Genomic DNA, 18,679 nt, shown 5'->3' on the forward strand with positions numbered 1-18,679 from the left:
ACACCGGATTGAAAAGGAAGCTGAAATGGAAAACCGCGTCACCAAGGCCGTCTTTCCCGTTGCCGGGCTAGGCACCCGATTCTTGCCCGCCACCAAGGCGAGCCCCAAGGAAATGCTGCCCGTGGTGGACAAGCCGCTGATCCAGTACGCCGTGGAAGAAGCCATTGCCGCGGGCATCAACGAGATGATCTTCGTCACCGGCCGCTCCAAGCGCGCCATCGAGGACCATTTCGACAAGGCGTACGAGCTGGAAATGGAGCTTGAAGCCAAGAACAAGCAGGCCCTGCTGGACGTCGTGCGGTCGATCAAGCCCAAGAATGTGGAATGCTTCTACGTGCGCCAGCCCGAGGCCCTGGGCCTGGGCCACGCCGTGCTGTGCGCGGCGCGCCTGGTGGGCGACGCCCCGTTCGCGGTGATGCTGGCCGACGACCTGCTGGACGGTGGCAACGACGAGCCGGTCATGAAGCAGATGGTCGACGTCTACAACCACTTCAACTGCTCCGTGCTGGGTGTGGAAGAGATTTCGCCCGAGCAGAGCCGGTCCTACGGCGTGGTGGATGGCCGCGAGTGGGACGAGCGCGTGATCAAGATGTCGGGCATCGTCGAGAAGCCGGCGCCCGAGAATGCCCCGTCGAACCTTGGCGTGGTTGGCCGCTACATTCTGACCCCGCGCATCTTTGACCACATCCGCCAGCTCAAGCCCGGCGCCGGCGGCGAATTCCAGCTGACCGACGCCATCCAGGCGATGCTGGACCAGGAACAGGTGCTGGCCTACCGCTACAAGGGCGTGCGCTTCGACTGCGGCAGCAAGCTCGGCTACCTGAAGGCCACCGTGGAATTCGCGCTCAAGCACCCGGAGGTGCGCGACGAATTCAGCAGCTACCTGGCCCAGCGCGGCTGATACGGACTGACGCCCCAATGAAAAACCGCCTCCTTGCGAGGCGGTTTTCCTTTTGGCGCGGCGGCTCCGGCCATGGGCCCGCTCAGCGGCGCTTCATGTAGAACACGAACACCTTGTCCACTTCGGCGTGCGACAGCAGTTCGTTGCCGGTCTGCTTGGCGAATGCCTGGAAATCGCGCGTGGCGCCGGGGTCGGTGGCCAGCACCTTGAGCACGTCGCCGCTGGCCATGTCGGCCAGCGCCTTCTTGGTCCGCAGGATCGGCAGCGGGCAGTTCAGGCCGCGCGCGTCCACTTCTTTCTGAAAATCCATTCCTCTCCCCTACTATTTCTGATCGATGCCGTATTGTAGCGAAGCGGCGACGAGGCTGAAGTCCGTCGGCCGGCGCGGATCGGGGATGTCCAGGCCCGTGGCGCGGTCGAAAAATCGCACCGGCAGGCCGCGCCGCTCCAGGAAATCGGCCACGGCAAACCCGGTGCCGGCGTTCCAGATCCGCATGTTCTCGGGCGCCACCAGCCGGTATTCGGCCAGTTCCTCGGACAGCCGGATCTCGCCCTCGGCCCGCACGTGATAGGCGATGATCAGCTCGTTCTTGCGCATGAACTCGTAGACGCCGATCAGCGACGCGGACACCGTGTCGAGATTCGTCTCCTCCTTCAGCTCGCGCGCCACGCCCAGCTCCGGCGTCTCGTCGCGCTCCATGAAGCCGGTGACCAGCGCAAACATCTTTTCCGGCCACGCGGCATTGCGCGCCAGCAGCAGCTTGCCCTCGTACTCGACGACGGCCGCCAGCACCGGCAGCGGGTTGTCCCAATGCACGAAGCCGCAGCCGTCCTGCGCGCAGGCATGGCGAAGACGGCCCGACATGGGCAGGTGTTCCAGCGCCGCGCCGCATCGGGGGCAGAAGCGGTAGGGTTCCATCGACATCTCCAGGGGGCTTTGGTCAGGCGCAGGCGGCGCGGATATCGGCGGCGAACGCCTCCACCGTCTCGGGCTGCAGGTCCCACGCGCACATCAGCCGGCATCCGCCGGCGCCGATGAACGTGTAGAACAGCCAGCCCCGGGCGCGCAGCTTCTCGATGGCCGGCAGCGGCAGCTCGGCGAACACCGCGTTGGCCTGGGTCGGGAACATGATCCGCACGCCCGGCACGTCGGCGATGCGCTGCGCCAGCAGCGTCGCCATGGCATTGGCGTGGCGGCCGTTCTTGAGCCACACGTCGTGTTCGAGCATGCCGAGCCACGGCGCCGAAATAAACCGCATCTTCGACGCCAGGTGCCCGGCCTGCTTGACGCGGTAGGCAAAATCCTCGGCCAGCCGGCGGTCGAAGAACACCACGGCCTCGCCCACGGGCAGGCCGTTCTTGGTGCCGCCGAAGCAGAGCACGTCCACGCCGGCGCGCCAGGTGATCTCGGACGGATGCACGCCCAGCGACGCCACCGCGTTGGCGAACCGCGCCCCGTCCATGTGCACGCGTAGCTGCCGGCGCTTGGCGATGGCGGCGATGGCGCGCACTTCGTCCACGGTATAGACCGTGCCGACCTCCGTGGCCTGCGTCAGCGACACCACGCGGGGCTTGGGATAGTGGATGTCCGACCGCTGCGTGACCAGCGCCTCCACCGCGTCGGGCGTCAGCTTGCCGTGCTCGCCGGCGGCCGTCAGCAGCTTCGACCCGTTCGAGAAAAACTGCGGCGCGCCGCATTCGTCGGTCTCGATATGGGCCAGTTCGTGGCAGATCACCGAGTGGTACGACTGGCACAGCGACGACAGCGCCAGCGAATTGGCTGCCGTGCCGTTGAACACGAAGAAGACCTCGCAATCGGTCTGGAACAGGTCGCGGATGCGGTCGCAGACCTTCTGGGTCCAGCTGTCGTCGCCGTACGCCTTCTCGTGGCCCGTGGCATTGGCTTCCAGGAAGTATTTCAGCGATTCCGGGCAGAAGCCGGCGTAGTTGTCGGAGGCAAACTGCTGCATGGCGGGGACTGCGGAGGTCATCGGGTCGAACCTTGCCTGTCTTGTCGTTGGGGGCTTATTGCTTGTCGAGCCAGAGCTCGCCGCCCGTGGCCCAGTTCTCGCGCTTGATGTCGGTGATGATGATGTCGACGGCGCCGGCCGAGCAGCCCAGCGTCTCGCAGGTGACGCGCGTGATTTCCTCGACGAACTTGCGCTTCTGCTCGACGGTACGGCCTTCAAACATCTCTACGTGAAACGTGGGCATGGCTGGCTCCTTTGGTGTTCTGGTGGGTCTTGGTGGGTGTGGGTTCCGGTTTCGGCGGGTCAGTCCCGGTAGCCCGGATCGATGCGGTCGAGCCGGCGCAGCAGCGCGGGCCATTCCAGCTCGCCCTCGACGGCGCCGCCGTCGTACAGCTGCAGCGAGGTGCGGTCGGCGATGGCCGGCGGCGGCTGCACCGTCGCGCTGCCAAGCTGGGCACCCAGCTGGATCTCGCACGCCTTGATCAGCGTGGCCATCAGCACGTAGGCCTCGGCCACGGTGCGGCCCACGGTCAGCGTGCCATGGTTGCGCAGCAGCATGGCCGGATGGTCGCCCAGCGACGCGGTCAGCCGCGCGCCCTCTTCCGGCGTGAACGCCAGGCCCTCGTAGTCGTGACAGGCCAGGCGGCCGTGGAATCGCATGGCGTGCTGCGACAGCGGCAGCAGCCCCTCGGCCTGGGCCGAGACCGCGATGCCGGCCGTGTTGTGCAGGTGCATCACGCAATGGGCGTCCGGGCGGGCGGCGTGCACGGCCGCGTGCAGCGCAAAGCCGGTGACATTGACCGGGTGCACGGTCTCGCCCACCACCTCGCCCCGGCCGTTGATCTTGACCAGGTCCGACGCGCGGATCTCGTCGAATGCAAATCCGAACGGGTTGATCAGGAAGTGGCCGGGTTCTCCGGGCACGGTGGCGGAGATATGGGTGTAGATCAGGTCGTCCCAGCGCTCGCGGGCGGCCAGCCGGTAGGCGGCGGCCAGGTCCACGCGGACACGCGCTTCTTCGGGGCCGGTCGGCCAGGCCGGGCCGGCGGCGCGCCCGGGCTGCAAGGCAAAGGACATGGGGATGGGCTTTCGCGCCGCCCTGCAGCGCCGGCGCGGGGGCGGCCAGGTCGAGTGAGCGGCGAAGCCGATACTGTAGCGCAGACGCTACCGGGACGTGTGGCCGCCCGCCGGCCACCGGCGCTCCATCCACACATAGAGCGCCGCGCCGGCCAGCAGCGCCAGCGCCGCCACGCCCAGCGACGCGCCAAAGCCGCCCGTGCGCGCCACCAGCGCCGTGGCCAGCGGCGGCCCGGCGATCTGGCCGATGGCGTAGGCGGCGGTCATCAGCCCGATCAGCTTCGACGCCCGCGCGCCCCACAGCCGCCGCGCCTCGCGCATCGCGAACGACACCAGCGCGGTGAACGGCAGCCCCACCAGCAGGCTGCTCAACGCAAACCCGGCCACGGTGGGCCACAGCGCCGCCACGCCCACGCCGGCCGCCTGCAGCGTGTACAGCCACGTCATCATGCGGCGGTTGTCGTGATGCATGCCCACCCGCGTCACCAGCCACGCCCCCACCGCCACGCCGGCGCCCAGGATCGGCCAGAACAGGTCGGCCCAGACGGTGCCGGGCATCGCGTGACGGGCGATCACCGGCAGGAACGTGGCCGTGATGATGTAGCCGAAGCCGGCCAGCCCGTAGGCCAGCGTCAGCGCCCAGGTCTCGGCGTCGAGCCGGGGATGCGCCGGCGCCACGTCGCCCGCCAGCCCGGCGGACGGGCCCGGCACCGGGGCCGGCGAGCCGAACACGCGCCAAACCGGCAGCAGCATCGCCAGCCCCAGCCCGGCGAATGCGATCCAGCCCCAGCTGGCGTGCCATTGCGCCGCCACCATGCCGAATGCCGACAGCCCGGTCACGACGATGCCCAGGCCCGGCCCGCAGAACATCAGCCCGCCCAGCGTGGGGTGCCCCAGCTCGGCCAGCCGCTGCATGCACCACGCGGTGCCGTAGACCATGACCAGCGCGCTGGCGATGCCGGCCAGCGTGCGCCACGCCAGCCACGCCGGCATGCCGCCCGGCAGCGCCATCGCCAGCGTCAGCACCACGGTCAGCGCCAGCGCGCCGCGCACCATCCGCACCGGGTCCGGGCGAATGAACAGGCACAGCACGGCGCCAGCCAGGTAGCCGATGTAGTTCATCGTCGCCAGCGCCCCGCCCTGCGCCAGCGTCACGGCGCCGTCGTGCAGCATCATCGGCAGCAGCGGCGTGAAGGCAAAGCGGCCGATGCCCATGGCCAGCGCCAGCGACACCAGCCCGGCCAGGGCCACGGCGATGGGCCGGGCGGTATGCGGGCCGGCCTGGGCGGCGGAAACGTCGGCGTTGGCAAGAGGCATGGGGGTTGTCTTCTGAGCCGTGGGGCGATGGGAGGGGGACCAGGCAGATTCAAGCACGGTTGGCGAAATGGCGTACGAAACCCGTACGAAACCCGATGTGCCGCCGGGGACATTGGCCGGCCGCCGGCCCCGCTTTCGACCCGGCACGATGTGGCCGGTCGCCTACACTGAAAGTGGCGCGGCCACGGCATCTTTGGCGGGCCGCGCCCCGCCATGACACACGCATTCGCGCCCCATCGGCATCATCGCGCGCCACCCTGGGTGCACTGGCTGGCGCTGGCCTGCCTGGCCCTGGCGCTGGCGTGCCTGCCCCGTGCGCTGGCCCAGGCAGCGCCGTCCCCGGCCGCGCCTGCGCCGGTCTTCGTGATCCCGCTGCAGGGCGCCATCGGCCCGGCCAGCGCCAGTTTTGCCGTGCGGGGCATGGACCGCGCCCGCCAGGACGGCGCCCAGTTGATCGTGCTGCGGATGGACACGCCGGGCGGGCTCGACAAGTCGATGCGCGACATCATCCAGGCCATCCTGGCGTCGCCGGTGCCGGTGGCCACCTACGTGGCGCCCGGTGGCGCCCGCGCCGCCAGCGCCGGCACCTACATCCTCTACGCCAGCCATATCGCGGCCATGGCGCCCGGCACCAACCTGGGCGCGGCCAGCCCGGTGGCCATCGGCATCGGCGGGCCGCGGCCGGAAGCGCAGCCCGGCCCGGCCTCGGCGCCCGCCAGCGCACCGGCCGGCGAAGACACCATGACGCGCAAACAGATGCACGACGCCAGCGCCTATATCCGCGGGCTGGCGCAGCTTCGGCACCGCAATGCCGAATGGGGCGAGCGGGCCGTGCGCGAGGCCGTGAGCCTGTCCGCCGACGAGGCCGTGACCCAGAAGGTGGCCGATTTCGTCGCACCCGACCTGCCGGCCCTGCTGGCCAGGGTCGATGGCAAGCGCTACGAGGCCGCCGGCGCCACCCGCACGCTGCGCACGGCCGGCGCGCCGGTGGTCACCCTGGAACCCGACTGGCGCAGCCGCCTGCTGGCCGTCATCACGGACCCCAGCGTGGCACTGATCCTGATGATGATCGGCATCTACGGCCTGATCTTCGAATTCTCCACGCCTGGCATGGTGGTGCCCGGCATTGCCGGCGCCATCTGCCTGCTGCTGGGCCTGTTCGCGCTGCAGATGCTGCCCATCAACTACGCCGGGCTGGCGCTGATCGCGTTCGGCGTGGCCTGCATGGTGGCCGAGCTGTTCCTGCCGACGTTCGGCGCCGTGGGCATCGGCGGCATCATCGCGTTCGGATTCGGCGCGCTGATGCTGATCGATACCGACGTGCCCGGCCTTGGCGTGCCGCTGGCGCTGATCGCCGGCCTGTGCGGCGTGTCGGCCATCTTCGTGTTCGGCATGTCGGCGCTGCTGCTGCGCGCGCGGCGGCGGCCCGTGGTCAGCGGCGCGGACACGCTGGTCGGCAGCGTCGGCGTGATGGTCGACGATGCCGGACAGGTGCCCGGCGCACCGGCCGACGGCTGGGCCATGGTGCGCGGCGAATCCTGGCGCATCCACGCACCCGGCCCGCTGGCGCGCGGCCAGGCGGTGCGCGTGACCGGCCGCCACGGGCTGGTGCTGGACGTGGCGCCCATTCACGACGCCTGACTCGACAAGGAGCCCGACATGGCATTCGGATTCAGCTTCGGTGGTGTGGTCTTCCTGCTCGTCCTGCTGGTGGTGGCCGCGTTCCGCGTGCTGCGCGAGTACGAGCGCGGCGTGGTGTTCATGCTGGGCCGGTTCTGGCGCGTCAAGGGCCCGGGGCTGGTGCTGATCATCCCGGCGGTGCAGCAGATGGTGCGCGTGGACCTGCGCACGGTGGTGCTCGACGTACCGCCGCAGGACGTGATCTCCCACGACAACGTGTCGGTCAAGGTCAACGCCGTGATCTATTTCCGCGTGGTGGACCCCGAACGGGCCATCATCCAGGTCGCCAACTTCCTGGAGGCCACCAGCCAGCTCGCCCAGACCACGCTGCGCTCGGTGCTGGGCAAGCACGAACTCGACGAAATGCTGGCCGAGCGCGAGAAGCTCAACCTCGACATCCAGAAGGTGCTGGACGCCCAGACCGACGCCTGGGGCATCAAGGTGTCCAACGTCGAGATCAAGCACGTGGACCTGAACGAGTCGATGGTGCGCGCCATCGCCCGCCAGGCCGAGGCCGAGCGCGAACGCCGGGCCAAGGTGATCCACGCCGAGGGCGAGCTGCAGGCGTCCGAGAAGCTGCTGGAGGCCGCCCAGATGCTCGCCCGCCAGCCCCAGGCCATGCAGCTGCGCTATCTGCAGACGCTGACCCAGATCGCCGGCGACAAGAGCTCGACCATCGTCTTCCCGCTGCCCATCGACATCGTGTCGACGATGACGGGCGGGGGGAAGTAGCGGGCGGCGGGCGCAAAAAAAGCGCCTGCATCGCAGGCGCTTTCCAAGACTTCCTGGCAGGAATCAGCCGGATCAGACCTTGGCCGAGACCCACTCCGTGACGCCGGCCAGGGCCTTGGGCAGGCCGGCCGGGTCGGTGCCGCCGGCCTGGGCCATGTCGGGGCGGCCGCCGCCCTTGCCGCCAACCTGCTGGGCGACGAAGTTGACGAGTTCGCCGGCCTTGACCTTCGACGTGGCGTCGGCGGTCACGCCCGCGATCAGGCTGACCTTGCCGTCGGCCACGGCGGCCAGCACGATGGCGGCGCTCTGGAGCTTGTCCTTGAGCTTGTCCATCGTCTCGCGCAGCGTCTTCACGTCGGCGCCTTCAAGCTGGGCGGCCAGCACCTTCAGGCCCTTGACGTCGACGGCCTGCGACACGAGTTCATCGCCCTGCGACGACGCCAGCTTGCTCTTGAGCTTTTCCAGCTCCTTTTCCAGCGCGCGCACCTGCTCCTGCACCTGGCCGATACGCGGCACCAGTTCGGACGGCTGGGCGCGCAGCGCGGCGGCGGCCTCGTTCAGGCGGGCGTCGAGCGACTGCAGGTAGTGCAGCGCGTTGTCGCCGGTGATGGCCTCCACGCGGCGGATGCCGGCCGCGACGCCGGCTTCCACGACGATCTTGAACAGGCCGATGTCGCCGGTGCGCGTCACGTGGGTGCCGCCGCACAGTTCCTTGGAGGTACCGATCGACAGCACGCGCACGTCGTCGCCGTACTTCTCGCCGAACAGCGCCATCGCGCCGCTCTTGACCGCGTCGTCGAACGGCATGACGGCGGCCACGGTGGGCGCGTTGGCCAGGATCTCGGCGTTGACGATCTCCTCGATCTGGCGGATCTGCGCGTCGGTCAGCGGGGCGTTGTGCGAGAAGTCGAAGCGCGTCTTGTCCGGGTCGACCAGCGAGCCCTTCTGCTGCACGTGGCTGCCCAGCACCTCGCGCAGCGCCTTGTGCATCAGGTGCGTGGCCGAGTGGTTGCGGACGGTGCGCGCGCGGCGGACGGCGTCGACCTGGGCCGCCACCGTGTCGCCCACCTTGAGCGGGCCATTGGCCAGCGTGCCCTGGTGACCGTACACGTCGGCCTGGATCTTGGTGGTGTCCGCCACGGTGAAGACGGCGGGGCCGGACACGAGCGTGCCCTGGTCGCCCACCTGGCCGCCCGATTCGGCGTAGAACGGCGTGTTGTCCAGCACGACCACGCCGGTCTGGCCCGGCTGCATCGTGTCGACCGAGGCGCCGTCCACGTACAGCGCGGTCACGCGCACGCCTTCCTTGCTCAGCGCGTCGTAGCCGTGGAACACGGTCTTGTCGCCCGTGTACTCCAGGCCGGCGGCCATCTTGAACTTGCCGGCCGCGCGCGCCTGCTCGCGCTGGCGCGTCATGGCGGCGTCGAAGGCGGCCTCGTCGACGGTGATCTCCTGCTCGCGCGCCACGTCCTGCGTCAGGTCCAGCGGGAAGCCGAACGTGTCGTGCAGCTTGAACGCCAGTTCGCCGTCCAGCACGTTGCCGCCCTTGGCCTTGAGGTCGGCCACGGCGGTGTCCAGGATCGACATGCCGTTCTCGATGGTCTCGAAGAAGCGCTCTTCCTCGGCCTTGAGCACCTCGACCACGCGCGACTCGGCGTCGGCCAGTTCCGGGTAGGCCTCGCCCATCTGCGCCACCAGGTCCGCCACGAGCTTGTGGAAGAACGGGGTCTTCTGGCCCAGCTTGTAGCCATGGCGGATGGCGCGGCGCACGATGCGGCGCAGCACGTAGCCACGGCCTTCGTTGCCGGGGATCACGCCGTCGACGATCAGGAACGAGCAGGCGCGGATATGGTCGGCAATGACCTTGAGCGAGTTGTGGCCCAGGTCGGCGGTGCGGGTCTCGCGGCCGGCGGCGCGGATCAGCGCCTGGAACAGGTCGATCTCGTAGTTGCTGTGCACGTGCTGGAGCACGGCGGCAATGCGCTCCAGGCCCATGCCGGTGTCCACGCACGGCTTGGGCAGGCGCGTCATGTTGCCCTGCTCGTCGCGGTTGAACTGCATGAACACCAGGTTCCAGATCTCGATGTAGCGGTCGCCGTCTTCCTCGGGCGATCCCGGCGGGCCGCCCCAGACCTCGGGGCCGTGGTCGTAGAAGATTTCCGAGCACGGGCCGCACGGGCCGGTATCGGCCATCTGCCAGAAGTTGTCCGACGCGTAGCGCGCGCCCTTGTTGTCGCCGATGCGCACGATGCGCTCGACCGGCACGCCCACTTCCTTGGCCCAGATGTCGTAGGCTTCGTCGTCCTCGGCGTAGACCGTGACCCAGAGCTTGTCCGCCGGCAGCTGGTAGACCTTGGTCAGCAGCTCCCAGGCGTACTGGATGGCGTCACGCTTGAAGTAGTCGCCGAACGAGAAATTGCCCAGCATCTCGAAAAACGTGTGGTGACGTGCCGTATAGCCGACATTTTCGAGATCGTTGTGCTTGCCGCCGGCCCGCACCGAACGCTGGGACGACGTGGCGCGCGAGTAGGGACGCTTGTCGGTGCCCAGGAACACGTCCTTGAACTGCACCATGCCCGAATTGGTGAACAGCAGCGTCGGGTCGTTCGCCGGCACCAGGCTGGACGAGCGGACCACGGTATGGTCCTTCGACTCGTAGAACTGCAGGAACTTGCTGCGGATGTCGGAGACTTTCATGTTGTATCGGGCGCCTCCCGCGTCGTGGCAGGGCGCAGTCAGTCAGGGTGGATTTGCAAACCGTTGATTATACGGGCAAGCCCTGCCCGCAGGCACTGGCCGGGCGGCGCGTGGCCGGCCCGCCGCCCGGCTGTCCGGTTATCGCCCACGGAACCGCCGGCGGCGCCCCGGCCGGGCGCGTGGGCGCCGGGGCCGGTGATAGAGTGCTGGCTCCTCAAGACCTGCCCGCCCGTACCGCCATGGGAGCCTTAAGCCATCTCCGCGTCCTGGACCTGACCCGCGTGCTCGCGGGCCCCTGGTGCGCCCAGAACCTTGCCGACTTTGGCGCCGATGTGATCAAGATCGAGCGCCCCGGCGCCGGCGACGACACCCGCATCTGGGGCCCGCCCTGGCTCAAGACCCCCGACGGCCAGGACACCGCCGAGGCCGCCTACTACCTGGCCGCCAACCGCAACAAGCGCTCGGTGACCTGCGACATCAGCACGCCCGAGGGCCAGCAGATCGTGCGCGACCTGGCCGCCCGCAGCGACGTGGTGCTGGAAAACTACAAGGTCGGGCAACTAAAGAAGTATGGGCTGGACTACGAATCGCTGAAGGCGGTCAAGCCGGACATCATCTACTGCTCGGTCACCGGCTTCGGCCAGACCGGCCCGTACGCGCAGCGCCCCGGCTACGACTTCATCATCCAGGGCATGGGCGGCTTCATGAGCCTGACCGGCGAGCGCGACGACCTGCCCGGCGGCGGGCCGCAGAAGGCCGGCGTGGCGATTTCCGACCTGATGACCGGCCAGTACGCGACGATCGCCGTGCTGGCCGCGCTGGCGCACCGCGACCGCACCGGCTGCGGCCAGTACATCGACATGGCGCTGCTCGACGTGCAGGTGTCGATGCTGGCCAACATGAACACCAACTACCTGGCCAGCGGCGTGGCGCCCCGGCGCTGGGGCAACGCCCACCCGAACATCGTGCCCTACCAGACCTTCCACGCCGCCGACGGCTGGATCATTGTCGCGGTGGGCAACGACGGGCAGTTCCGCAAGTTCGTGACCGCCGGCGGCCGGCCGGAACTGGCCGACGACCCGCGCTTTGCCACCAACCCGCAGCGCGTGGCGCACCGCGACGTGCTGGTGCCGATCCTGGCCGAGATGGTGCTGCCGCGCACGCGCGAGCAGTGGATCCTGGACCTGGAACGCGCCGGCGTGCCGTGCGGCCCGATCAACACGCTGGACGAAGTCTTCGAGAACGAGCAGGTGCTGGCGCGCGGCCTGCGCGTGGACCTGCCCCACCCCACCGGCGGCACGGTCAAGCTGGTCGGCAGCCCGATGAAGATGAGCGCCACCCCGCCCGAGGCGCTGCGCCACCCGCCGTTGCTGGGCGAGCACACCGATATGGTGCTGGACGAGACACTCGGCTACAGTGCCGAACACATCGCCGCCCTGCGCGCCAAGGGTGTGGTCTGAGCCCGGCGCGCCCGGCCAGACCGGCCCGGACTTGACCGCGCCCGCCCCTGGCGGGCGGCCGGGCCGGTGATCATGACGTTTTTCCATCCCTAGGAGAATGCATGCTGACCGACGCCCTCCTCGCGTTCCTGCACTACACGGCCATCTTCGTGCTGATCACGCTGATGGCCGCCGAAGCCGTGGTGCTGCGCCCGGACATGACGCCCGCGGCCGTCCGCCGCCTGTCGATCTATGACCTGGTCTATTTCCTGTCGGCGCTGGCCACGCTGGCCACCGGCCTGCTGCGGCTGTTCTACGGCGCCAAGGGTGCGGATTTCTACGTCCACAACCCCTGGTTCCACGCCAAGATGACGGTATTCGTCGTGATCGCGCTGTGCTCGCTGCCGCCCACGTTCATGTTCGCCCGGTGGCGCAAGCAGGCGCGGCACCTGCCCGACTTTGTGCCGACGCCGGCCGAGATCCGCAAGGCTCGCCGCTGGGTCATGATCGAGGCCCACCTGGTGATCCTGCTGCCGCTGTGCGCCGTGATGATGGCGCGCGGCATCGGCATCCGCTGACCCGGCCGACTTTGCTCCCCGTGAGGCTGGCGCGCAACGTACGCGCCGGCCCTTCCAAGATTCCCGATCCGTACCACGCTGACATGCTGAAGACCCTGCTCACGGCCACCGCGCTGTCCCTGACCGCCTTGTCCCTGACCGCCCCGGCCCATGCCGCCGCCGGCAACTGGCCTACCAAACCGCTGCGCTTCGTCGTGCCCTACCCGGCCGGCGGCCCCCTGGACACCGTGGCGCGCGCCATCGGCGAGAAGCTGCGCGACAGCCTGGGCCAGCCGGTGGTGGTGGAAAACAAGCCCGGCGCGGGCGGCAACCTGGGCGCCGACTACGTCGCCAAGCAACCGGCCGACGGCTACACGATCGTGATGGGCGCCGTGGCCACGCACGCGATCAACCCCACGCTGTTCACGAAGATGCCGTACGACCCGGTCAAGGACTTCGCGCCGATCACGCTGGTGGCCGACGTGCCGAACGTGCTGGTGATGCACCCTGGCAAGGCCGCCGAGCTGCAGATCAACAACGTGCGCGACCTGGTGGAATACGCACGCAAGCATCCGGGCAAGCTCGACTATGCGTCGGGCGGCAACGGCAGCGCGGGCCACCTGTCCGGCGAGCTGTTCAAGAGCATGGCGCGCATCAGCATGGTCCATATCCCGTACAACGGCGCCTCGCCGGCCCAGCTGTCGGTGCTGTCGGGCCAGACCGACCTGATCTTCGACAACCTGGCGTCGGCATCGGCCAACATCAAGGCCGGCAAGCTCAAGGCGTTCGCCGTAACCACGGCCGGCCGCGCCGCCATGTTCCCGGAACTGCCGACGATTGCCGAGGCCGGCAAGGGCCTGGGGCTGGAAGGCTTCGATATCTCCACCTGGTTCGGGGTGCTGGCGCCGGCCGGCACGCCGCGCGAGATCGTCGACCGCCTGAACCACGACATCGTCGCCATCCTGAAGACCGACGACATGAAGGCCCGCCTGGCCCGCATCGGCGCCCAGCCGGCGCCGACCACGCCCGAGCAGTTCGGCGCGCTGATCCAGCGCGAGCTGAAGAAGTACGGTCAGGTGGTCAAGGTTTCCGGCGCGAAGGTGGACTGAGCGGCCGGGCCCGGTCCCGCAGGCGCCACAGCCGCGCCTTGTCGTCCCGGGCCTCCTCGGCCGCGTTGCGCGGCAGCAGCAGCCCCACCTGGACGATCCGGGGCCCTTCCATCCGCGTGACCGACAGCCGCAGGCCGGCAATCTCCACGGTGTCGCCCTCCACGGGCGGCGACGGAAAGGCGGCCAGCATCGCCTCGGCCAGCGTGCTGTCCTGCTGGCCGGCCGGCAGCGGGCCGGCGCCGTAGAGCGCGGCGACGTCTGCGAGCCGCGCCTCGGCATCGAGCAGGAAGTCGTGGGCCACCTGGTCCCAGGCGGGCGGCGTGGTCTCGGTCAGGAACATCCGCGACAGCCGCGGCAGCGCCGGCGTGGGCGCCAGCACGGACACGATGTCGCCGGCGCGCAGCACCACCTGGTCCAGCGGCACCAGCTCGCCGTCGCGCGCCACCGACACCAGCGCGCTGCGCGGCGGCAGTTCCACCTGGTCCGCGCGCAGGTCCTGCATCGACGCATTGGGCGCCACCATGAACTGCATCAGCTCCAGCCCGGGCGGATGCACGCCGCGCAGGCGCTCGCGCGAGATCGGCTCGTCGTAGCGCGGGCGCAGCACCCGCGCCAGCCGGGCGGCCAGCGCCACGGTCGTGCCCTGGCACAGCAGGCTGGCCAGCACCACGGCAAACGCCAGCCGGAACAGCAGCCCGGAATCCTCCATGCCCTGCAGCAGCGGGAACAGCGACAGCACGATCGGCACCGCGCCGCGCAGCCCCATCCAGGCCACGAAGCCTTTCTCGCGCACGTTGAACCGGAACGGCAGCAGCGCCAGGAACACGGCCACGGGCCGCGCCACGCACATCAGGAACAGCGCCAGGGCCACGGCCGGCAGCGCGATGTCCCAGATCCGGTGCGGCGTGACCAGCAGGCCCAGCAGCAGGAACATCGCCGACTGCGCCAGCCACGCCATGCCGTCCATCGCCCGCAGCACGGCCTCGCCCACGGCGTGGTCGCGGTTGCCGACGATCACGCCCACCAGGTAGACCGCCAGGAACCCGCTGCCGCCGAACGACTGGACGATCGCCCAGATCATGCAGCCGGCCGAGCAGATCAGGATGGCCTGCAGCCCTTCGGCGACATTGACGCGCTCCATCACGTTGGCCATGCAATAGCCCAGCCCGATGCCCAGCACGCCGCCCACGCCGAACTGGACCACCAGCCGCCAGGCCAGCGCCCCGGGCGACAGCCCCTGCGGCGCCGTGATCCATTCGATCAGCGTCAGGGTCAGGAAGATCGCCATCGGGTCGTTCAGCCCCGATTCGATCTCCAGCACGCTGGCCACGCGCTCCTTGAGACGGATGCCGCTGCTGTTGAGCAGCGAGAAGACCGCCGCGGCGTCGGTGGAACCGACGATGGCGCCCAGCAGCAGGCCCAGCTTCCAGTCGATGCCGAGCATCCACGTGGCAAACACGCCGACCATCACGGCCGTCACGAACACCCCGACCGTGGCCAGCGACAGCGACGGCCGCAGCGCCACCCGGAACGTGGCCAGCCGCGTGCGCAGCCCGCCGTCCAGCAGGATCACGGCCAGCGCCACGTTGCCCACCAGGAAGCTGAGCCAGGTATTGGAAAAGCGGATGCCGCCCGGGCCATCGACGCCGGCGGCCATGCCCACCCCCAGGAACACGAGCAGGAACGGCACCCCGAAGCGCGCCGAGAACACGCCGAGCAGGATGCCCACCGTCATCACCAGCGCGCCGATCAGGATGGCATGGTCGATCGCTTCCAAGCAGGCTCCTGTGAGGGGTCTTGTCGGGTAGCCGGCCCGGCCACGCGGGGGGCCCGGCCCGCCGCTGTCTGTCGTGGGTTGGCGGATTCGATCCTTACGATCATAGGCGGCGGCAGGCGCCCGGTCTGTCCGGCTCCGTCCTGCCCGAGGGGCGTCCGCCTGCGCGTATTCCCTGCATTTTTTCTTGTATCGTCAACGACTTACCGTCGCCTTTCAGACGTCTGCGTAGGGACATACCCTGAGGTTGCCACTTAATGCAGACATATGAAAGGTGGCTGAAAGGATGCGCTTTTACCTTCCACCCTGCCGCGACCGGGGAGCTTTCGTCGCGTCGATTTCTAGCAGTCATATCGAGGAGAATCATTTTGCGCATACGTAGCCAAAAGGACTTTGCCTCCGGCCTGATGTTCATTCTGGTCGGCCTGGGCTTTTCCTTCGTCGCCCGTGGCTATTCCATGGGAACAGCCGCCAAGATGGGACCGGGATACTTCCCGTTCTGGCTCGGCATCGTGCTCGCCATCCTGGGCGCGCTCGTCCTGTGGGGTTCGCTGTCGTCCAAGGGCGAAGACGACCAGCTTGCACGCTGGGACCTGAAGATCCTGCTGTGGATCCTGGGTTCGGTGGTGCTGTTCGGCCTGCTGCTCAAGCCGCTGGGCATGGTGCTGTCGGTGGTGGTACTGGTACTGGTCTCCTCGATGGCCAGCCATGAATTCAGCTGGAAGGGTGCAGTCCTGAACGCGATCATCCTCGTGCTGATCAGCCTGGGCGCGTTCGTGTACGGCATCAACCTCCAGATGCCGGTGTGGCCGGCTTTCCTGGCAAGCTAAGGAGACGGCCCTCATGGAACTGTTGACCAACCTGGGACTGGGCTTTTCTACCGCCCTGTCCTTCCAGAACATCGCCTACGCGTTCCTGGGCTGCGTGCTCGGGACGCTGATCGGCGTGCTGCCGGGCCTGGGCCCGCTGGCCACCATCGCGATGCTGCTGCCCGTGACCTACACGCTGCCCCCGGTGGCGGCGCTGATCATGCTGGCCGGTATCTACTACGGTGCCCAGTACGGCGGCTCCACCACGGCCATCCTGGTGAACCTGCCGGGCGAATCGTCGTCGGTGGTGACCACCATCGACGGCTACCAGATGGCGCGGCGCGGCCGGGCGGGGGTGGCGCTGGCCACCGCTGGCCTGGGTTCGTTCTTCGCCGGCTGCGTGGCCACGCTGATCCTGGCTGCCTTTGCTGCCCCGCTGTCGGAACTGGCGTTCAAGTTCGGCCCTGCCGAATACTTCTCGCTGATGATCCTGGGCCTGATCGGTGCCGTGGTGCTGGCGTCCGGCTCGCTCGTCAAGGCGATCTCGATGATCGTGCTGGGTCTGCTGCTGGGTCTGGTCGGTACCGACGTGAACTCGGGCGCGGCGCGCTTCTCGTTCGACGTGCCGGAGCTGACCGACGGCCTGAACTTCGTGTCCGTGGCCATGGGCGTGTTCGGCTTTGCCGAAATCATCGCCAACCTGGAGCAGAAGGAAGCGCGTGAGACGTTCACGGACCACGTGACCAACCTGTTCCCGACCAAGGAAGACTTCAAGCGCATGATCCCGGCCGTGCTGCGCGGCACCGCCCTGGGTTCGGCGCTGGGTATCCTGCCGGGCGGTGGTGCGTCGCTGGCGTCGTTCGCGGCCTACTCGCTGGAAAAGAAGACGTCGAAGTACCCGCAGGAATTCGGCAAGGGCGCCATCGAAGGCGTGGCCGGTCCGGAATCGGCCAACAACGCGGCCGCCCAGACGTCGTTCATCCCGCTGCTGACGCTGGGCATTCCGCCCAACGCCGTGATGGCGCTGATGGTCGGTGCAATGACGATCCACAACATCCAGCCCGGTCCGCAGGTCATGACCAGCAACCCGGCGCTGTTCTGGGGCCTGATCGCCTCGATGTGGCTCGGCAACCTGATCCTGATCGTGCTGAACCTGCCGATGATCGGCATCTGGGTGAAGCTGCTGAAGGTACCGTACCGCTACCTGTACCCGGCCATCCTGACGTTCTGCTGCATCGGCGTGTACTCGGTCCAGAACACCACGTTCGACGTGTTCCAGACCGCGGCCTTCGGCGTGATCGGCTACCTGTTCATCAAGCTCAAGTGCGAGCCGGCGCCGCTGCTGCTGGGTTTCGTGCTGGGGCCGATGATGGAAGAGAACTTCCGCCGTTCGCTGCTGCTGTCGCGTGGTGACTTCAGCGTGTTCGTGACGCGTCCGCTGTCGCTGGGCCTGCTGATCGCCGCGGCGATCCTGGTGGCGATCGTGGCGATGCCGTCGATCAAGGCGAAGCGCGAGGAAGCGTTCCAGGAAGAGTAAGACTGCCGCGCGGCCCATCGGCCGCAAGCAAGGAAAGGGCGCCCCGGTGGCGCCCTTTTTCTTTTGCCGGCGCGCCGCGGCCTAGGTGCCGAACAGCGACTCGCAGGCGGCCCGGATGGCCTCGGTCACGTGCACGCGGCCATGGTCGCGCCGCTCCAGCATGCCGATGGTGCGCACCACCGGCTCGCCGCCCGCGCGCAGCGGCAGGATCCGCAGCGCCTTGTCGTCGCGCCAGCGGGCGCGCTTGAGCAGCGGCACGACGGTCACCCCCACCTCCTGGCGCACCAGTTCCACCAGCGCCTCGATCGAATTCAGCTCCAGGTACTCGTTGGTGCGCAGGTGCGCGCGCCGCAGCGCCCGCTCCACCAGCGCGCCGGTGCGCTGGCTGCGGTCGAAGCGCAGGAACGGGTTGGCGGCCAGCGCCTGCCGGGCGTCGTCGCCGTGGCTGCCGCGCGACGCAATCGCGACGATCGGCTCGTCGTAGAGCGGGGTCCAGTGCAGCGTGCCCGCCAGCCGGGCCGAGCCCTCCACGACGAACGCGGCGTCAAGCTCGCCGCTTTCCACCATCGCCGCCAGCTCGAACGACTTGGCGCCGATCAGCCGCACGTCCAGCGCCGGGTAGGTCTGCTTGAGCCCCGCCACCACGTGCGACAGCCCGCCCATGACCGATACCACCGCCCCCACCGCCACGGCGCCGGCCATGGCCTCGGCATCGGCCAGCGGCACGCGCATCTCGTCGTACAGCGCCAGCAGCCGGCGCGCCTGGGGCAGCAGCGCGCGGCCGTCGGCATTGAGCACGGCCACCCGGCCGCTGCGGTCGAACAGCGCGCGGCGCAGTTCTTGCTCAAGGGAACGCATCTGCAGGCTGACCGCGGCCTGGGTCAGGGCGACCTGGCTGGCGGCGGCCGCAAACGACCCGTGCTCGGCCACGGCCACGAAGGTTCGGAGGAAGCGGATCGTGCTCATGGTTGGTGCATCGCGCCGGGCACGGCAGCCCGGCCGGCGAATCACAAGTTTTTCTTGTCAATCAAGCAAGGAATATTAACTTTCATTATGGGGCCGGGCGCGGAATAATTTCGG

The 18,679-nt window shown here is 68.8% G+C and carries 17 protein-coding genes; 8 read left to right on the forward strand and 9 right to left on the reverse strand.

From position 1 onward, the window contains the following. Positions 1-25: 25 nt before the first annotated feature. Positions 26-901 carry a UTP--glucose-1-phosphate uridylyltransferase GalU gene (galU, locus tag QTN24_RS01875; protein WP_124683581.1) on the forward strand — a complete coding sequence of 292 codons (876 nt, stop codon included), beginning with the start codon at positions 26-28 and terminating at the stop codon, positions 899-901. Between the two features lie 82 nt (positions 902-983). On the opposite strand, the gene QTN24_RS01880 is transcribed toward galU, so the two are convergent. The 6 genes from QTN24_RS01880 to QTN24_RS01905 all read right to left on the reverse strand — a co-directional run bounded on the left by QTN24_RS01880 (position 984) and on the right by QTN24_RS01905 (position 5,265). Continuing rightward, entirely contained in the window at positions 984-1,211 is a 228-nt protein-coding gene (locus QTN24_RS01880; protein ID WP_092134760.1) for a sulfurtransferase TusA family protein, read from the reverse strand. 12 nt (positions 1,212-1,223) lie between these two features. Further along, positions 1,224-1,820: an NUDIX domain-containing protein gene (locus tag QTN24_RS01885; RefSeq protein ID WP_313835137.1), complete on the reverse strand. Its 597-nt coding sequence runs from the start codon at positions 1,818-1,820 to the stop codon at positions 1,224-1,226. A 22-nt stretch (positions 1,821-1,842) separates the two neighbouring features. Further along, positions 1,843-2,871 (reverse strand): low specificity L-threonine aldolase, encoded by a 1,029-nt coding sequence (locus QTN24_RS01890; RefSeq protein WP_313835383.1) that lies wholly within the window; start codon positions 2,869-2,871, stop codon positions 1,843-1,845. Positions 2,872-2,926: 55 nt separating this feature from the next. After that, complete coding sequence (locus QTN24_RS01895) at positions 2,927-3,115, reverse strand: 4-oxalocrotonate tautomerase (protein ID WP_124683579.1); 189 nt, start codon at positions 3,113-3,115, stop codon at positions 2,927-2,929. Positions 3,116-3,174: 59 nt separating this feature from the next. Then, positions 3,175-3,948 carry a class II aldolase/adducin family protein gene (locus QTN24_RS01900; RefSeq protein ID WP_313835138.1) on the reverse strand — a complete coding sequence of 258 codons (774 nt, stop codon included), beginning with the start codon at positions 3,946-3,948 and terminating at the stop codon, positions 3,175-3,177. Positions 3,949-4,035: 87 nt separating this feature from the next. Next, positions 4,036-5,265: a YbfB/YjiJ family MFS transporter gene (locus tag QTN24_RS01905; protein ID WP_313835139.1), complete on the reverse strand. Its 1,230-nt coding sequence runs from the start codon at positions 5,263-5,265 to the stop codon at positions 4,036-4,038. Between the two features lie 213 nt (positions 5,266-5,478). On the opposite strand from QTN24_RS01905, the gene QTN24_RS01910 reads away from it, so the two are divergent. Beyond that, the gene (locus QTN24_RS01910) at positions 5,479-6,906 is read left to right on the forward strand and encodes a nodulation protein NfeD (RefSeq protein ID WP_313835140.1); all 1,428 of its coding nucleotides are present in this window, start codon (positions 5,479-5,481) and stop codon (positions 6,904-6,906) included. A gap of 18 nt (positions 6,907-6,924) precedes the next feature. Next, positions 6,925-7,677 carry a slipin family protein gene (locus QTN24_RS01915; protein WP_124683575.1) on the forward strand — a complete coding sequence of 251 codons (753 nt, stop codon included), beginning with the start codon at positions 6,925-6,927 and terminating at the stop codon, positions 7,675-7,677. 72 nt (positions 7,678-7,749) lie between these two features. Here the strand turns inward: QTN24_RS01915 and alaS are convergent, their stop codons facing one another. Then, on the reverse strand, positions 7,750-10,374 hold the full coding sequence (alaS, locus tag QTN24_RS01920) for an alanine--tRNA ligase (protein ID WP_124683574.1): 2,625 nt from the start codon (positions 10,372-10,374) through the stop codon (positions 7,750-7,752). Positions 10,375-10,613: 239 nt separating this feature from the next. Between alaS and QTN24_RS01925 the strand changes: the two genes are divergently transcribed. The 3 genes from QTN24_RS01925 (at position 10,614) to QTN24_RS01935 (ending at position 13,479) form a co-directional block, all read left to right on the forward strand. Continuing rightward, positions 10,614-11,834 (forward strand): CaiB/BaiF CoA-transferase family protein, encoded by a 1,221-nt coding sequence (locus QTN24_RS01925; protein WP_313835384.1) that lies wholly within the window; start codon positions 10,614-10,616, stop codon positions 11,832-11,834. Positions 11,835-11,935: 101 nt separating this feature from the next. Beyond that, positions 11,936-12,391 carry a DUF2214 family protein gene (locus QTN24_RS01930; RefSeq protein WP_124683572.1) on the forward strand — a complete coding sequence of 152 codons (456 nt, stop codon included), beginning with the start codon at positions 11,936-11,938 and terminating at the stop codon, positions 12,389-12,391. 83 nt (positions 12,392-12,474) lie between these two features. After that, positions 12,475-13,479, forward strand: coding sequence for a tripartite tricarboxylate transporter substrate binding protein (locus QTN24_RS01935; protein WP_313835141.1), 1,005 nt, complete (start codon positions 12,475-12,477; stop codon positions 13,477-13,479). On the opposite strand, the gene QTN24_RS01940 is transcribed toward QTN24_RS01935, so the two are convergent. Beyond that, complete coding sequence (locus QTN24_RS01940) at positions 13,451-15,256, reverse strand: potassium/proton antiporter (protein ID WP_313835142.1); 1,806 nt, start codon at positions 15,254-15,256, stop codon at positions 13,451-13,453. The genes QTN24_RS01935 and QTN24_RS01940 overlap by 29 nt on opposite strands. A gap of 365 nt (positions 15,257-15,621) precedes the next feature. Between QTN24_RS01940 and QTN24_RS01945 the strand changes: the two genes are divergently transcribed. Continuing rightward, a complete protein-coding gene (locus QTN24_RS01945; RefSeq protein ID WP_124683569.1) occupies positions 15,622-16,083 on the forward strand; it encodes a tripartite tricarboxylate transporter TctB family protein in 462 nt (153 codons plus the stop codon). 13 nt (positions 16,084-16,096) lie between these two features. Then, positions 16,097-17,599, forward strand: a complete 1,503-nt coding sequence (locus tag QTN24_RS01950; protein ID WP_124683568.1) for a tripartite tricarboxylate transporter permease — start codon at positions 16,097-16,099, stop codon at positions 17,597-17,599. 81 nt (positions 17,600-17,680) lie between these two features. Here QTN24_RS01950 and QTN24_RS01955 read toward each other — a convergent pair whose 3' ends face one another. Further along, positions 17,681-18,565 (reverse strand): LysR substrate-binding domain-containing protein, encoded by an 885-nt coding sequence (locus QTN24_RS01955; protein ID WP_313835143.1) that lies wholly within the window; start codon positions 18,563-18,565, stop codon positions 17,681-17,683. Between the last annotated feature and the right edge of the window lie 114 nt (positions 18,566-18,679).

The sequence above is a fragment of the Cupriavidus sp. SZY C1 genome, assembly GCF_032190535.1.
GTDB classification, from domain to species: domain Bacteria; phylum Pseudomonadota; class Gammaproteobacteria; order Burkholderiales; family Burkholderiaceae; genus Cupriavidus; species Cupriavidus pauculus_C.

Bases quoted from the DNA above. Each gene is read 5' to 3' on its own strand.
- galU (WP_124683581.1), top strand. From the start codon at position 26: ATGGAAAACCGCGTCACCAAGGCCGTCTTTCCCGTTGCCGGGCTAGGC.
- QTN24_RS01880 (WP_092134760.1), bottom strand. From the start codon at position 1,211: ATGGATTTTCAGAAAGAAGTGGACGCGCGCGGCCTGAACTGCCCGCTG.
- QTN24_RS01885 (WP_313835137.1), bottom strand. From the start codon at position 1,820: ATGGAACCCTACCGCTTCTGCCCCCGATGCGGCGCGGCGCTGGAACAC.
- QTN24_RS01890 (WP_313835383.1), bottom strand. From the start codon at position 2,871: ATGCAGCAGTTTGCCTCCGACAACTACGCCGGCTTCTGCCCGGAATCG.
- QTN24_RS01895 (WP_124683579.1), bottom strand. From the start codon at position 3,115: ATGCCCACGTTTCACGTAGAGATGTTTGAAGGCCGTACCGTCGAGCAG.
- QTN24_RS01900 (WP_313835138.1), bottom strand. From the start codon at position 3,948: ATGTCCTTTGCCTTGCAGCCCGGGCGCGCCGCCGGCCCGGCCTGGCCG.
- QTN24_RS01905 (WP_313835139.1), bottom strand. From the start codon at position 5,265: ATGCCTCTTGCCAACGCCGACGTTTCCGCCGCCCAGGCCGGCCCGCAT.
- QTN24_RS01910 (WP_313835140.1), top strand. From the start codon at position 5,479: ATGACACACGCATTCGCGCCCCATCGGCATCATCGCGCGCCACCCTGG.
- QTN24_RS01915 (WP_124683575.1), top strand. From the start codon at position 6,925: ATGGCATTCGGATTCAGCTTCGGTGGTGTGGTCTTCCTGCTCGTCCTG.
- alaS (WP_124683574.1), bottom strand. From the start codon at position 10,374: ATGAAAGTCTCCGACATCCGCAGCAAGTTCCTGCAGTTCTACGAGTCG.
- QTN24_RS01925 (WP_313835384.1), top strand. From the start codon at position 10,614: ATGGGAGCCTTAAGCCATCTCCGCGTCCTGGACCTGACCCGCGTGCTC.
- QTN24_RS01930 (WP_124683572.1), top strand. From the start codon at position 11,936: ATGCTGACCGACGCCCTCCTCGCGTTCCTGCACTACACGGCCATCTTC.
- QTN24_RS01935 (WP_313835141.1), top strand. From the start codon at position 12,475: ATGCTGAAGACCCTGCTCACGGCCACCGCGCTGTCCCTGACCGCCTTG.
- QTN24_RS01950 (WP_124683568.1), top strand. From the start codon at position 16,097: ATGGAACTGTTGACCAACCTGGGACTGGGCTTTTCTACCGCCCTGTCC.
- QTN24_RS01955 (WP_313835143.1), bottom strand. From the start codon at position 18,565: ATGAGCACGATCCGCTTCCTCCGAACCTTCGTGGCCGTGGCCGAGCAC.